The organism is Exiguobacterium sp. s183 (genome assembly GCF_018617655.1).
Taxonomy (GTDB): domain Bacteria; phylum Bacillota; class Bacilli; order Exiguobacteriales; family Exiguobacteriaceae; genus Exiguobacterium; species Exiguobacterium aestuarii_A.
On sequence record NZ_JACSKN010000005.1, the window covers coordinates 191,790 to 205,593 of the forward strand.

Genomic DNA, 13,804 nt, shown 5'->3' on the forward strand with positions numbered 1-13,804 from the left:
ACTTTATTATTGTAGAACAGGATATCGGGATTCCCTTTTTTTCGCATGAAAAAAAGGATGGGTTGACCCATCCTTCAAATAATCTGTGTGAACGCCCGTGAACCGATATCTGTCCGGTAGAACGTATCCGGTAAATCGAGTTGTGCGATGGCTTCATAAACTGCTGTCTTCGCTTCAAGTAGCGTCGATTTCGTCGCTGTGATAACGAGCAAGCGACCACCGTTCCCAACGATTTGACCGTCCTGCTGTGCAGTTCCAGCGTGAAAGACGAGAACGTCCTGCGGGAGCGTCTCAAAACCAGACAACACTTGCCCGGTGACAGGAAGGTCCGGATAACCTTTCGCTGCGATGACGACCCCCATCGTATAACCCTCGACCCATTCAATCGAATATGGCTCTTTGCGGATGACCGTTTGAATCACGTCGAGGAGCGGTGATTTCAAATTCGGTAAAATAACTTCTGTCTCTGGGTCACCGAAGCGAGCATTAAATTCAATCACTTTTGGTCCGCTCGATGTCAAGATCAGTCCGGCGTATAAGAATCCTTCAAACGGAGTCCCTCGTTTGACCATCGTTTGAGCGAGGGGTTCGAGTACCGTCTTCACCGCTTCTTCATACACGTCCTCTGACAAGTGTGGCATCGGACTGTAGGCGCCCATACCACCTGTGTTCGGTCCCTTGTCACCGTCATAGGCACGTTTATGATCTTGAGACGTAATCATCGGAATGACACGCTCTCCCGAGACGAACGCCATGAGTGAAAACTCTTCCCCATCAAGGAACTCTTCGATGACGACCTGTGACTGTTGACCGAATTTATCCGTCGTGAAAATATCACGTACCGCAGCTTCTGCCTCTTCCACTGTGAATGCGACCGTGACACCTTTACCAGCAGCAAGACCGTCGGCTTTAACGACGAGCGGTGCTCTAAGTTTCTGAATATAGGAGAGCGCCGATTCTGCGTCAGTGAACGCTTCGTACGCTGCTGTCGGAATCCCTGCCTCCATCATGACCTCTTTTGCGAACGCCTTGCTTCCCTCGAGCAAGGCCGCTGCTTTTGTCGGTCCAAAGATGTTTAGTCCTTTAGCACGGAACGTATCGACGACCCCTGCCATCAAAGAAGACTCCGGTCCGACAATCGTCCATTCGATGTTCGTTTCTTCTGCGAACTGTACAAGTGCCTCGACGTCTGTCTCATTGATCGATACACATGTCATACCTTCCATGAAGGCGTTACCTGGTGCAACGAAAACGTGATGTCCGTCTTGTTTTAATTTCCATGCGAGCGCATGCTCGCGTCCTCCTCGACCGATGACCATTACGTTCATGACGCGAACCCCTCTCAGTGTTTGAAATGTCTGACCGATGTGAACACCATTGTAATACCGTGACGGTTTGCCGCTTCAATCGATTCGGCATCGCGGATCGACCCACCTGGTTGGATGATGGCTGTAATGCCTGCCGCTGCTGCCGCTTCGACCGTGTCTGCCATTGGGAAGAACGCGTCACTTCCAAGCGCTGCGCCAGTCGCACGTTCACCTGCTTGTTCGAAAGCGATTTTTGCAGCTCCGACGCGGTTCATCTGTCCCGCTCCGATTCCAATCGTCGTCTCATCTTTCGCTACGACAATGGCGTTTGATTTCACGTGTTTGACGACGCGCCATGCGAGTTTCAAATCTTCCCATTCTGATGCTGTCGGGCGACGGTCCGTCACGATTTGGCAAGCTGCATCATCGAGTGTCATGTCGTCCCCATCTTGTACGAGCAATCCTCCAGCGACAGCTGTTAAGCGCATCCCTATCATTTGACCCATATCCAACGTTAACAGACGAAGGTTCTTTTTCTCTTTCAATCGTTCAAGTGCTGCCTCACTAAAGGATGGAGCAATAATGATCTCTAAAAAGATGTTACGAAGGGCATCTGCCGTTTCTACATCGACTTCGCGGTTCAAGGCAACGATCCCACCAAAAATAGAGACCGGGTCAGCCGCATGTGCACGTTCGAACGCCTGATAAATCGTCCGTCCTACCGCGACACCACATGGGTTCATATGTTTGACGACGACAGCAGCCGGTTCGTTCAATTCGCTGAGTGCTTCAAGGGCCGCATTCGTATCCTGAATGTTGTTATACGAAAGTTCTTTCCCGTGGAGTTGTGTCGCATTCGCGAGTGTCATCCCATCATACAATGGCGTCTTATAAAACGCCGCTTGTTGGTGCGGGTTTTCTCCATAACGAAGGTCTTGAACTTTTTCATACGTGACTGTCAACTGTTCTGGGAAGGTTTCTCCGATTTGACGCCCTAAATAATCGGCAATCAATGCGTCATAAGCAGCCGTATGACGGAACGCTTTCGTGGCGAGACGTTGGCGTGTCTCAAATGATGTGCCACCTTTACGTACTTCATCTGCAACAAGTGTATAGTCACTTGGGTCGACGACGACTGTTACGCTCGCATGGTTTTTCGCAGCCGAACGCAACATGCTCGGTCCACCGATATCGATATTTTCAATCGCTTCTTCATACGTCGTATTTTCTTTTGCGATTGTCTCTTTAAACGGATAAAGATTGACGACCACGTAATCGATTGGTTCGATATCATGGTCTTTCATTTGAGCGACATGTGTATCGAGGTCGCGACGTCCGAGTAATCCGCCGTGAACGAGTGGGTGTAACGTCTTGACACGACCATCTAACATTTCTGGGAACGATGTCACCTCAGAGATGTTTTTGACCGGTAAACCGGCTTGTTGCAGTGCCGCCTCGGTCCCTCCTGTCGAGATGAGTTCGATGCCCGCCTCATGTAAGACAGTTGCTAGTTCCACAATTCCTGTTTTATCAGAAACACTTAATAATGCTCTCACTTGAAAACCTCCTGTTGATTCAACACTTGTTGTAATACGCGCGGATACAGTTGATGTTCAATCGCTTGAATGCGTTGTGTCGCTTCCGTGCGGTCGCATCCTTCAATCTCGACTGACGCTTGTGCGATGATCGGACCCGTGTCCATCCCCGCATCCACATAATGAACCGTCACGCCACTCGTCGACACGTTCGCGTCAAGCGCCTGACCAATCGCGTCTTTCCCCGGAAAGGCGGGCAAGAGCGAAGGATGAATGTTTATGATTCGGTTCGGATATGCGGATAGTAACACATTTCCAATCAAGCGCATATACCCTGCTAACACAATATAGTCCACTCGAAGCGAATCGAGAAGGACGAGGATTTCTTCCTCGAACTCCTCTTTAGACGCATACGTTTTCGGTGTGAAGGAAAAACTCGGAATTCCGTGACGCTCCGCACGGTCGAGAACCGTCGCTTCTGGTTTGTCCGTGACGAGTAGCACGCATTCGGCTGACAATTGCCTATCGGCAATCGCCTGCCAAATGGCTTCAGCGTTACTCCCTGACCCTGATGCAAAGATGGCAAATCGTTTCATTGGTCCACTCCTGAGATTCGGATTCCTGGACGACTCTCGACTTTCCCGATTCGATGCGCTGTTTCACCGACACGTTCGAGCGCCGCTTCGACCAGTTCCACATCTTCAGGACGTACCGTAATCATATAACCAATGCCCATGTTGAAGACGTTGAACATTTCCTGTTTCGAGATGTTTCCGACTTGTTCGAGCCAGTCGAAGACAGGAAGGCTTGGCCAACTCGATGCATCGAACGTGATCCCGAGTCCTTCCGGTAACATACGAGGGACATTCTCATAGAAGCCACCACCTGTGATGTGTGCCATTCCTTGTACTTTACCTGTCGAAATCGCCGCTTTCGCCGCTTCAGCGTAAATGCGTGTCGGAAGAAGCAACGCGTTCCCAAGTGTCGTATCGAGCATCGCAATTTCATCCGTATAGTGAAGACCTTGCGCTTCGACGATATGACGTACAAGAGAAAAACCGTTTGAATGAACCCCTGAAGAAGCAAGCCCTAGAACGACATCTCCATCCTGAATCGTCGAACCGTCGAGTAAGTGCTCTTTCTCAACGACCCCGACCGCAAACCCGGCAATGTCATACTCCCCATCCGGGTACATTCCAGGCATCTCAGCCGTTTCTCCTCCGACGAGGGCACAACCGGCTTGGACACATCCTTCAGCGACCCCGGCGACGATGCGCTCGAGTTTAGCCGGCTCTGCTTTTCCTGTCGCGATATAGTCGAGAAAATAGAGCGGTTCTGCTCCATGAACGAGACAATCGTTGACGCACATCGCGACGCAATCAATTCCAATCGTGTCATGTTGATCAAGCGCGAAAGCCAACTTCAGCTTCGTCCCGACCCCATCCGTCCCACTCACGAGAATGGGATGTTTCATGTTCATCGAGCCGAGATCAATCATCGCCCCGAAACTACCGAGCCCTGTCATTACTTCTGGACGCATCGTCCGGGCAACATGACGTTTCATACGGGATACGGCCTCGTACCCTGCTTCTAAATTCACACCCGCTTGTTCATATCGAACGCTCATCGGTTTTCCCCCTTAAGCCTTTGTCTCTGTCACGAGTTCTGCAAGTTCAGTCGGATAAAGTCCCGTGAAGCATGCAGCACACTGCCCGCGTAACGCTCCTTCGAATGGACGATCGATGGCTTCGACCGTTCCATCCAATGTGAGAAACGCTAGTGAATCGGCACCAATCTCTTCTCTGATTTCTTCAACGGATTTGGTTGCCGCAATTAACTCTTCCTTCGTTGATGTATCGATTCCGTAATAGCATGGATGCTTGATTGGCGGTGACGTGATGCGCACATGCACTTCCGTCGCGCCTGCCTCTCGAAGCAAAGTGACGATTCTGCGGCTCGTCGTTCCTCGGACGATGGAATCATCGACCATAATGACCCGCTTCCCATTCACGACACCGCGTAACGCCGACAGTTTCATCTTCACGCCGCGCTCTCGTAATTCCTGAGAAGGTTGAATGAATGTCCGTCCGACATAACGGTTCTTAATAAGTCCCATCTCGTATGGGATTCCACTCGCTTCGGCATAACCGATTGCCGCGGAAATACTCGAGTCCGGCACACCCGTCACGACATCCGCTTCGACCGGCGCTTCTTCGAACATCTTTTTCCCCATGGCTTTACGCGCCGTATGCACGTTGATGCCGTCGATGATCGAGTCCGGACGTGAGAAGTAAATGTATTCCATCGAACACATCGCACGAACTGCCGCTTCACTGAAGCGTTCAGATGTGATGCCTTCATTCGTAATCATGAGTAACTCGCCTGGTTCAACATCTCGGACGTACGTCGCTCCAACGACGTCAAACGCACATGTCTCTGATGCGAAAACGTACGCACCGTCTTCCGTCTGCCCGAGTGACAAAGGACGTAACCCATGAACGTCGACTCCGACGTATAGGGCATCTTCTGTCAAAAATAAGAAGGCGAATGCTCCAACGAGACGAGCCAAGCTATCTGCAATGCGTTCTTTCAATGAATTACCGCGACTCCGCTTAATGAGATGGGCCACGACTTCCGTGTCGGACGTCGTCTGGAAGATCGCACCTTCCGCTTCGAGCATATGTTTCAACTCAGTCGCATTCACAAGGTTTCCGTTATGCGCCATCGCCAAATCACCTGTCAACGACTTGAAATGGAGCGGTTGAACGTTCTCGAGCGTGTTGCCGCCCGCTGTCGAGTAGCGTACGTGACCGATCGCATGATTCCCGGTGAGTGCGTCGAGAGACGTTTCGTCAAATACTTCGGTGACGAGTCCGAGTCCACGTTTCGCGTGGAGACGCTCTCCGTCTGCCGTTACGATTCCCGTTCCTTCTTGGCCACGGTGCTGCAAACTGTGAAGTCCGTAGTAGGCAAGGTGTGACGCTTCGATGTGACCGAACACACCGAAGACGCCACATTCCTCGTTCATGCCTCGGATGTCATATAACATGGAATAGCTCCTTCCCATACACGTTCCAACTCTTGCACATCCATTTCAATCAAGCGGTCGCTCGCGCGAACGACAACGGTTGCCGCTTCTGTGACCGTACCGATTGCCGTTCCGTTCGTCATGCTCGCGAATGCCTCGGCTTTCGTTTGCTCGACTGTCACGAGGAAGCGTGACTGGGATTCACTAAATAGCCCAGTGACGAGATCTGTATCGATTGTGACGTCGACACCGAACCCTGTTCCGAAAACGAGTTCTGGTAACGCTGCCGCAAGACCACCTTCTGACACATCGTGTGCCGCCGTGACAAGACCTTCACGAATCGCTTGAAGTAATGCTTTCTGCGTCTGACGTTCTTCCTGAAGGTCGAGTGTCGGCGCATGTCCGCTCACTTTTCCATCCTGCAACATTTGAAGGGCACTCCCCCCAAATTCTGCTTTTGTCTCTCCGAGTAAGAAGACGACGTCTCCGGCTTGTTTCGCAAACGATGTCGTAATGTGCTCTGGCTTCTCAATGAGACCGACCATTCCAACGACCGGTGTCGGATAAATGGCTTGTCCGTTCGATTCGTTGTACAACGATACGTTTCCACCAATCACAGGTGTATCGAGCGTCCGGCACGCTTCCGCCATTCCTTCAACGGCTTGGTCGAGCTGCCAGAACCCTTCCGGTTTATCCGGGCTTCCGAAGTTGAGACAGTCCGTCAAAGCAAGAGGCTCTGCACCACTTGCGACGATGTTACGTGCCGCTTCAGCGACAGCGATTGCCCCACCGACACGCGGGTCGAGATAGACGTATTTCGCGTTACAGTCGGTCGTCATCGCGAGCGACTTCTCCGTCTCACGAATGCGGATGACCGCAGCATCACTGCCCGGTGCGACGACTGTCGATGTTTGAACCATATGGTCGTATTGCTCATACACCCAACGTTTCGAAGCGATACTTGGCATCGCAAGAACGTCTTTCCATGTCGCCATCACATCTTCGACGATTGGTGTAACAGGACTCATGGCTTGGAAAGCTTCGTAGTAGGCTGGTACTTTTGAAGGTTTATGATAGACAGGAGCGTCTTCGGCGAGCGCATCGACCGGTACTTCGGCTGCGACTTCTCCTTGGTGAACGAGGCGAAGCACTTTCTCTTCGATGACCTCGCCGACTTTGATCGCGTGAAGTCCCCACTTCGTCACGATCGCTTCAATCTCGTCTTCATGTCCGGCTTTGACAACGAGAAGCATCCGTTCTTGTGATTCCGATAGCATCATCTCGTAAGGCGTCATGCCTGTCTCACGTTGCGGGACGAGGTCTAAATTCATCTCGATCCCCATGCCGGCTTTTGAGGCCATCTCCGCTGAAGAAGATGTCAATCCAGCTGCCCCCATGTCTTGAATCCCGACAAGCGCCGGGTGTTTGATGACTTCAAGACACGCTTCAATCAATAACTTCTCCATGAACGGGTCTCCGACTTGTACGGCTGGGCGTTTCTCGTCCGCGTCTTCCCCGAGTTCTTCAGAGGCGAATGTGGCACCATGGATTCCGTCGCGCCCTGTCGTCGCTCCGACATACATGACCGAGTTCCCGACACCTTCTGCGATTCCTTTTTGAATATCTTCATGACGGATGAAACCAACGCACATCGCGTTGACGAGTGGGTTCCCTGAGTAGGCCGGATCGAATGCGACTTCGCCACCTACAGTCGGGATGCCGACACAGTTTCCGTAACCGGCAATGCCTGACACGACATGACCGAATAAATGTTTCACACGTGATTCGTTCAAATCTCCGAAACGGAGTGAGTTCAATAATGCAATCGGACGGGCACCCATCGAGAAGATGTCACGGATGATTCCGCCCACCCCAGTCGCCGCCCCTTGATAAGGTTCAATCGCTGACGGGTGGTTATGACTCTCGATTTTAAAGGCGACAGCTTGACCGTCTCCGATATCGACGATTCCTGCCCCTTCTCCTGGTCCTTGTAAGACGTGCTTTCCGGTTGTAGGAAACTTCCGGAGCACAGGTTTCGAGTTTTTGTACGAACAGTGTTCAGACCACATGACCGAGAAGAGACCGATTTCTGTATAGTTTGGCTCCCGGCCAAGCAGTGAGACGACGAGTGCGTATTCGTCGTCCGATAATCCCATCGTGGCATAAATCTTTTCATCGCGGATTTGCATAGCTGTCGGTTCAGTTGTAAGTAACATGTCGTGCCCCCCATTTTACAATTGACGTGAATAACCGTTTACCGTCTTCTCCACCGAGCAATGCTTCGACCGCACGCTCTGGGTGTGGCATCATGCCGAGTACGTTTCCTGCTTCGTTCGTGATGCCGGCGATATGTTCGACCGATCCGTTCGGGTTCTCTTTATAGGTGAACGCAATCTGACCATTTGTCTTCAATGTCTCGAGTGTCGCCTCGTCACAGTAGTAGTTGCCCTCACCGTGTGCGATTGGCACGCGAATCGTTTCCTGTGCCGCATAGTCACTTGTGAACATCGTCTCATTATTTTCGACGACGAGTTCGACAGTCTTACACATGAATTTCAAATCACGATTTCGCATCAACACGCCTGGGAGGAGTCCCGCTTCGACAAGTACTTGGAATCCGTTACATACCCCAAGCACCGGACGTCCTTCTTCTGCGAAACGTTTTACCTCAGCCATAATCGGTGAAAATTGGGCGATTGACCCGCAACGCAAGTAATCTCCATATGAGAAGCCACCTGGTAAGAGCACCCCATCGAACCCTTCAAGTGAGGTTTCTGTATGGAACACGTATTCCGCTTCTTCCCCGAGCACGTCTTTTACCGCATGATACATGTCGAGGTCACAGTTTGATCCTGGAAAGACGATGACCGCGAACTTCATGCAAGTACCCCCATCTCGATTTCATAATTCTCAATGACCGTGTTGACGAGTAATTTCTCACACATCTCTTTGACCATGTCTTCTGTCGTTTCGTCAGCGACCTGAAGCTCGATGACTTTCCCGATACGGACCGATTCAATTCCAGCGAATCCAAGATGCTCGAGTCCGCCTTTCACAGCTACTCCTTGTGGGTCAAGTACACTTTCACGTAATGTCACATACACGTTTACTTTTTTCATTGTCCATTTCCCCCTATGCGTGTTAACAATTGTCCATACGTCTCAGTCAAAGAACCTAAATCGCGACGGAATACGTCCTTATCCAACTTTTGTTTTGACTCTTTGTCCCATAGTCGGCACGTGTCTGGTGAAATCTCATCGGCCAAGATGATAGTTCCGTCCACTTTCCCAAATTCTAGTTTGAAATCAATCACGTCAATGCCATGTTGACCGAAGAAATCGAGTAATACATCGTTTACCCAAAGACCAAGTTGTCGCAATGTTTCGACTTCTTTGTGTGTAGCGACTTGCAACAAACGGATATGGTCTTCTGTAAGGAGTGGATCCCCAAGAGCATCATCCTTATAGTAGAACTCGACGATCGGTGCAAGGAGTGGTGTCCCTTCTTCCCAACCGAGTCGTTTCGCCAGGCTTCCAGCCGCTACGTTTCGGACAACCACTTCTAACGGAATGATGTCAACACGGCGTACCAACTGTTCTCGCTCTGAGATTCGTTTGATAAAGTGCGTCGGAATCTTGTTGTCATGCATCAATTCGAACAGCTGTGTCGTGATGGCGTTGTTCAGGATCCCCTTCCCATCAATCGACTCTTTCTTCTCTCCATTGAATGCTGTCGCATCGTCTTTATAATATACGCGAAGCACACCCGCTTCTTCTGTCTCAAATAACGCTTTCGCTTTGCCTTCATAAATTGCTTTCATCTGAACCGTCCCCCTTAAAAGTGAGAGGGGCATATCGCCCCTCAACGATTACAAACCACAGCGTTCAAAAATTGTATCGACACGGCGTACGTGATAACGCGGATCGAACAATTCATCGAGCTCTTCACTCGTAAAGAGTGCGCCCATTTCTTTGTCTTCTTCAATCAATGTTCGGAACATCGTCTCTTCTTCCCACGCTTGCATCGCCTTCGGTTGAACCGCGTCATATGCGGCTTCACGCGACCAGCCTTTCTCGATGAGGCCGAGTAGAATACGTTGCGAGAAGATAATACCAAACGTACGATCCATGTTGCGACGCATGTTATCTGGGAAGACCGTCAAGTTCTTCACGATATTACCGAATCGATTCAACATATAGTTGAGAAGAATCGTCGCATCCGGAATAATGATGCGTTCTGCTGACGAGTGAGAGATGTCACGCTCATGCCAAAGCGGAACATTTTCATAAGCCGTCATCATATGACCGCGAATGACACGCGCAAGACCCGTCATGTTTTCAGAACCGATTGGGTTTCGTTTATGCGGCATCGCCGACGATCCTTTTTGCCCTTTTGCGAAAAACTCTTCCACTTCACGTGTCTCTGTCTTTTGAAGACCACGAATCTCGGTAGCCATCTTTTCAATCGATGTCGCGATCAATGCGAGTGTCGACATGTACTCGGCATGGCGGTCCCGTTGGAGCGTCTGTGTCGAGATCGGTGCAGCTTGGATACCGAGCTTGTCACACACATATGATTCGATGAACGGATCGATATTCGCAAACGTTCCGACGGCTCCGCTCATTTTCCCAAACTCAATCGTTTCGCGTGCTGCCATGAAGCGTTTCTTGTTTCGCTTCATTTCTTCATACCAGAGGGCGAGCTTCAAACCGAACGTAGTCGGCTCTGCGTGGACACCGTGTGTCCGTCCCATCATGATGTCATATTTATGTGCTTTCGCTTTTTCTGCAAGAATGCCGATGAAGCGATCTAAATCGGCTTCTAAGATGTCATTTGCTTGCTTGATTAAGTACGAGAGTGCCGTATCGACGACATCCGTCGACGTCAATCCGTAGTGTACCCACTTTTTCTCTTCTCCGAGTGTCTCAGAAACGGCACGGGTGAAGGCAATCACATCGTGACGCGTCTCTTGTTCAATTTCTAAAATACGATCAACATCAAACGATGCTTTGTCCCAAAGGACTTGTACATCTTCTTTCGGGATAATTCCAAGTTCACTCCAAGCCTCACACGCGTAAAGCTCAACTTTTAACCAAGCCTCGAACTTGTTTTGATCGGTCCAAATGTTCGCCATCTCTGGGCGGGTATAGCGTGAAATCATAAAACGGTCTCCTTCCAAATTGCCAGTTGTTCGATGGTATGAAGCGCATCCTCGACCGTGTCACCGAGAACATTCAAGTGTCCCATCTTGCGACCCGTCTTCGCTTCATCTTTTCCATACAGATGTAGTTTAACATTCGATGGCAATGCTTTGACATTAAGTCGTTGCATATGTTCGCCGAGAAGATTGACCATGACGACCGGAGTGGTCAGTGTCGTTCGTCCGAGACGCATCCCCGTCACGGCTCGAATGTGTTGTTCAAATTGTGAGGTCTCACATGCATCAATCGTATAGTGTCCAGAATTATGTGGACGTGGTGCGAGTTCGTTTACGTAAAGGCGACCATCTGGCATGACAAACAACTCGACAGCGAGTGTCCCCATCAACCCGATGTGGTCTGCGAGTTGAAGTGCGAGATGTCTCGCATCTTCTTGAATCTCATCAGCCACACGAGCTGGTACGATGGATAGATGTAGAATGTTGTTATGATGAATATTTTCACTGATTGGGAACGTCGACGTTTCTTCTTCTCCACGTGTCACAATGACCGAGATTTCTTTTTCAAACGGCAACCAAGCTTCAGCGACATATTCTTGTTCCGTGAACTGTTCAATGAATGCCTGAACATCCTGTTCCGTCCGAATGACTGTCTGCCCTTTTCCGTCATAGCCGAAGCGACACGTTTTGACGACAAATGGCAACCCAAGCTTCTCTTTCGCTTCCCGAACATCTCGAACGGTACGGACTGAAACATAAGGTGCGACTCGTAGTCCCGCAGATTCAATCATTTGTTTTTCTAAGATGCGATGTTGCGTCGCTTTCAATACATCCATTCCTTGTGGACATTTTTCTTCAATCGCAGCAATCATCTCTGTGTCGATATTCTCAAATTCGTATGTCACGATGTCAGAACGGTCGGCGAGTTTCTTTGCGGCGTCGACATCATCAAATGAGGCAACAATGGAATCTGCCACTTGAGCAGTCGGTGCATGTGGGTTTGGATCGAGACAAAGTGTCGTATACCCCATTGCACTCGCACTAAGAGACATCATCCGTCCAAGTTGTCCTCCACCTAAAATTCCGATTCTCATCAGACCAACTCCTCCGTTCCTCGCATCGCCATCTCTTGTTTTTTCTCCCGAAATGCATCAAGTCGATTTGTAATGTCTGTGGAGTGAATGCTAAGAATTTGAGCAGCAAGTAATCCCGCATTCGTTGCTCCCGCTTTACCAATCGCAACAGTTGCTACTGGAACTCCTGCAGGCATCTGAACAATCGAGAGTAGCGAATCCATTCCATTGAGAGCTTTAGACTGAACAGGGACACCGATGACAGGAAGTGTCGTTTTCGCAGCCACCATTCCAGGGAGGTGGGCTGCTCCACCAGCACCCGCAATGATTACTTGAATGCCTCTGCCCCGTGCCTCTTCAGCATATTCGAACATAAGGTCTGGTGTACGGTGAGCTGATACGACTTGTTTTTCATATGGAATCTGTAACTCATCTAACATGTCACATGTATGTTTCATCGTCTCCCAGTCAGATGAACTACCCATGATTACTCCAACTACTACGTTCATTCCAAATGTCCCCCTTACAAAAAGAAATCCCTAAACCGAGCAATCAGTTTAGGGTATAGGCATGACAAATACACGTCAGCTACACCCCATAGTCTGATCAGAATCGGTGATCAGGTAGAAACTTGCAAGCCATTTCCTTGCGATTATATGGAGCACTATTTATTTTTCCTATCTCACACGCCTATCGTACCTTGTTCTTTGAAAACATGTCAATAAACTGCGAACATTTTAATTGTCTGAATATTTATCGTTCGCTTTTTGGATATAAGAAGAATCTTCTCTATGTATCCTGTATTCTATTATAAAAGGGGGAGTTAGATGAATTACATATCAAGTCTTCGGGAAGTGATTGGCAACCGTCCGATCATCAGCGTTGGAGCGACCATTTTGGTCATCAACCAAAAACAAGAGGTACTGATGCAATTCCGATCGGATACACTTGACTGGGGTTTACCAGGAGGATCGATGGAGCTCGGAGAAACGTTGGAAGAAGTCGCTGCACGAGAATTAAAAGAAGAAACTGGACTTTTCGCTAAGCAATTTGAATTCATTCAAGTCTTTTCCGGTCCGGATGGTTACTTTAAATATCCGAACGGCGATGAAACATACGGTGTCATCCATTTATATCAGGCAAAAGGAGTACATGGAGAGGTTCTGATGGAAGACGGTGAAAGCCTGGCTCTTGAATACTTTAGTAAAGAGAATCTTCCTAAAAAGATAGAGAAACGCGCTCAAACTTTATTGAATGCGCTTGGAGACCGATGCTTTGAACGCAAGCATTCATTTTAAGATATAAAAAAGCCGTCACACAGATAGTGTGACGGCTTGGCATTAGGATTCTTTAGAGACGCATTCAAATAAAATCGATTGATGGGAATGGACAGGTTCATCTTTGGCTCCCGTTTGCTCAAAGACGGGCTTTTCAATGCGGCGTATAGGACGATAACCCATTTCATTGATTCGATCTAAACATTCGCTGACCGTTTCATTTGGTTCGACATATACTTTGATCTTCTTAGCCATTTCTTACGTCCTCTCTTCCCCTAGACTAAATCGATGATAAGAAAAAACGGCGGCCCTTGAGCGAATGCTCCAGAACCACCGTTTGCCTGGCAACGTCCTATCCTCACAGGGGGAGATCCCCCAACTACTTTCGGCGCTGAGACGCTTAACTTCCGTGTTCGGCATGGGAAC

14 protein-coding genes, 1 rRNA gene and 1 riboswitch are annotated in these 13,804 nt (G+C 49.5%); of the genes, 1 reads left to right on the plus strand and 14 read right to left on the minus strand.

The annotated features are described in order from the left end of the window. Window positions 1–74: 74 nt before the first annotated feature. The 12 genes from purD to purE are packed head-to-tail and all read right to left on the minus strand — an operon-like array spanning window position 75 to window position 12,610. Complete coding sequence (gene purD, locus KNP62_RS12830; protein WP_214785777.1) at window positions 75–1,328, minus strand: phosphoribosylamine--glycine ligase; 1,254 nt, start codon at window positions 1,326–1,328, stop codon at window positions 75–77. Between the two features lie 14 nt (window positions 1,329–1,342). Next, window positions 1,343–2,863, minus strand: a complete 1,521-nt coding sequence (purH, locus tag KNP62_RS12835) for a bifunctional phosphoribosylaminoimidazolecarboxamide formyltransferase/IMP cyclohydrolase (protein WP_214785778.1) — start codon at window positions 2,861–2,863, stop codon at window positions 1,343–1,345. After that, a complete protein-coding gene (gene purN / locus KNP62_RS12840; protein WP_214785779.1) occupies window positions 2,860–3,438 on the minus strand; it encodes a phosphoribosylglycinamide formyltransferase in 579 nt (192 codons plus the stop codon). The genes purH and purN overlap by 4 nt, the downstream gene beginning before the upstream one ends. Then, entirely contained in the window at window positions 3,435–4,469 is a 1,035-nt protein-coding gene (gene purM / locus KNP62_RS12845; protein WP_214696720.1) for a phosphoribosylformylglycinamidine cyclo-ligase, read from the minus strand. The genes purN and purM overlap by 4 nt, the downstream gene beginning before the upstream one ends. Before the next feature lie 12 nt (window positions 4,470–4,481). Then, window positions 4,482–5,891: an amidophosphoribosyltransferase gene (gene purF / locus KNP62_RS12850; RefSeq protein WP_214758269.1), complete on the minus strand. Its 1,410-nt coding sequence runs from the start codon at window positions 5,889–5,891 to the stop codon at window positions 4,482–4,484. Next, window positions 5,867–8,086 (minus strand): phosphoribosylformylglycinamidine synthase subunit PurL, encoded by a 2,220-nt coding sequence (gene purL, locus KNP62_RS12855; RefSeq protein ID WP_214785780.1) that lies wholly within the window; start codon window positions 8,084–8,086, stop codon window positions 5,867–5,869. The genes purF and purL overlap by 25 nt, the downstream gene beginning before the upstream one ends. Beyond that, window positions 8,070–8,750 carry a phosphoribosylformylglycinamidine synthase subunit PurQ gene (gene purQ / locus KNP62_RS12860; protein WP_214785781.1) on the minus strand — a complete coding sequence of 227 codons (681 nt, stop codon included), beginning with the start codon at window positions 8,748–8,750 and terminating at the stop codon, window positions 8,070–8,072. Before purQ ends, purL begins: the two co-directional genes overlap by 17 nt. After that, on the minus strand, window positions 8,747–8,989 hold the full coding sequence (gene purS, locus KNP62_RS12865; protein ID WP_074032936.1) for a phosphoribosylformylglycinamidine synthase subunit PurS: 243 nt from the start codon (window positions 8,987–8,989) through the stop codon (window positions 8,747–8,749). Before purS ends, purQ begins: the two co-directional genes overlap by 4 nt. Further along, complete coding sequence (gene purC, locus KNP62_RS12870; RefSeq protein WP_214785782.1) at window positions 8,986–9,690, minus strand: phosphoribosylaminoimidazolesuccinocarboxamide synthase; 705 nt, start codon at window positions 9,688–9,690, stop codon at window positions 8,986–8,988. The genes purS and purC overlap by 4 nt, the downstream gene beginning before the upstream one ends. A gap of 48 nt (window positions 9,691–9,738) precedes the next feature. Beyond that, a complete protein-coding gene (gene purB / locus KNP62_RS12875; RefSeq protein ID WP_214696700.1) occupies window positions 9,739–11,031 on the minus strand; it encodes an adenylosuccinate lyase in 1,293 nt (430 codons plus the stop codon). Continuing rightward, complete coding sequence (purK, locus tag KNP62_RS12880; protein WP_214747512.1) at window positions 11,028–12,122, minus strand: 5-(carboxyamino)imidazole ribonucleotide synthase; 1,095 nt, start codon at window positions 12,120–12,122, stop codon at window positions 11,028–11,030. The genes purB and purK overlap by 4 nt, the downstream gene beginning before the upstream one ends. After that, window positions 12,122–12,610: a 5-(carboxyamino)imidazole ribonucleotide mutase gene (gene purE, locus KNP62_RS12885; RefSeq protein ID WP_214785783.1), complete on the minus strand. Its 489-nt coding sequence runs from the start codon at window positions 12,608–12,610 to the stop codon at window positions 12,122–12,124. Before purE ends, purK begins: the two co-directional genes overlap by 1 nt. A 69-nt stretch (window positions 12,611–12,679) precedes the next feature. Further along, window positions 12,680–12,781, minus strand: a riboswitch (purine riboswitch). 147 nt (window positions 12,782–12,928) lie between these two features. Here purE and KNP62_RS12890 point away from each other — a divergent pair. Then, a complete protein-coding gene (locus KNP62_RS12890) occupies window positions 12,929–13,399 on the plus strand; it encodes an NUDIX hydrolase (RefSeq protein ID WP_214785784.1) in 471 nt (156 codons plus the stop codon). A gap of 42 nt (window positions 13,400–13,441) precedes the next feature. On the opposite strand, the gene KNP62_RS12895 is transcribed toward KNP62_RS12890, so the two are convergent. Next, window positions 13,442–13,633, minus strand: coding sequence for an NETI motif-containing protein (locus KNP62_RS12895; RefSeq protein WP_015880702.1), 192 nt, complete (start codon window positions 13,631–13,633; stop codon window positions 13,442–13,444). 84 nt (window positions 13,634–13,717) lie between these two features. Further along, window positions 13,718–13,804, minus strand: a 5S ribosomal RNA gene (gene rrf, locus KNP62_RS12900); the annotation flags it as partial.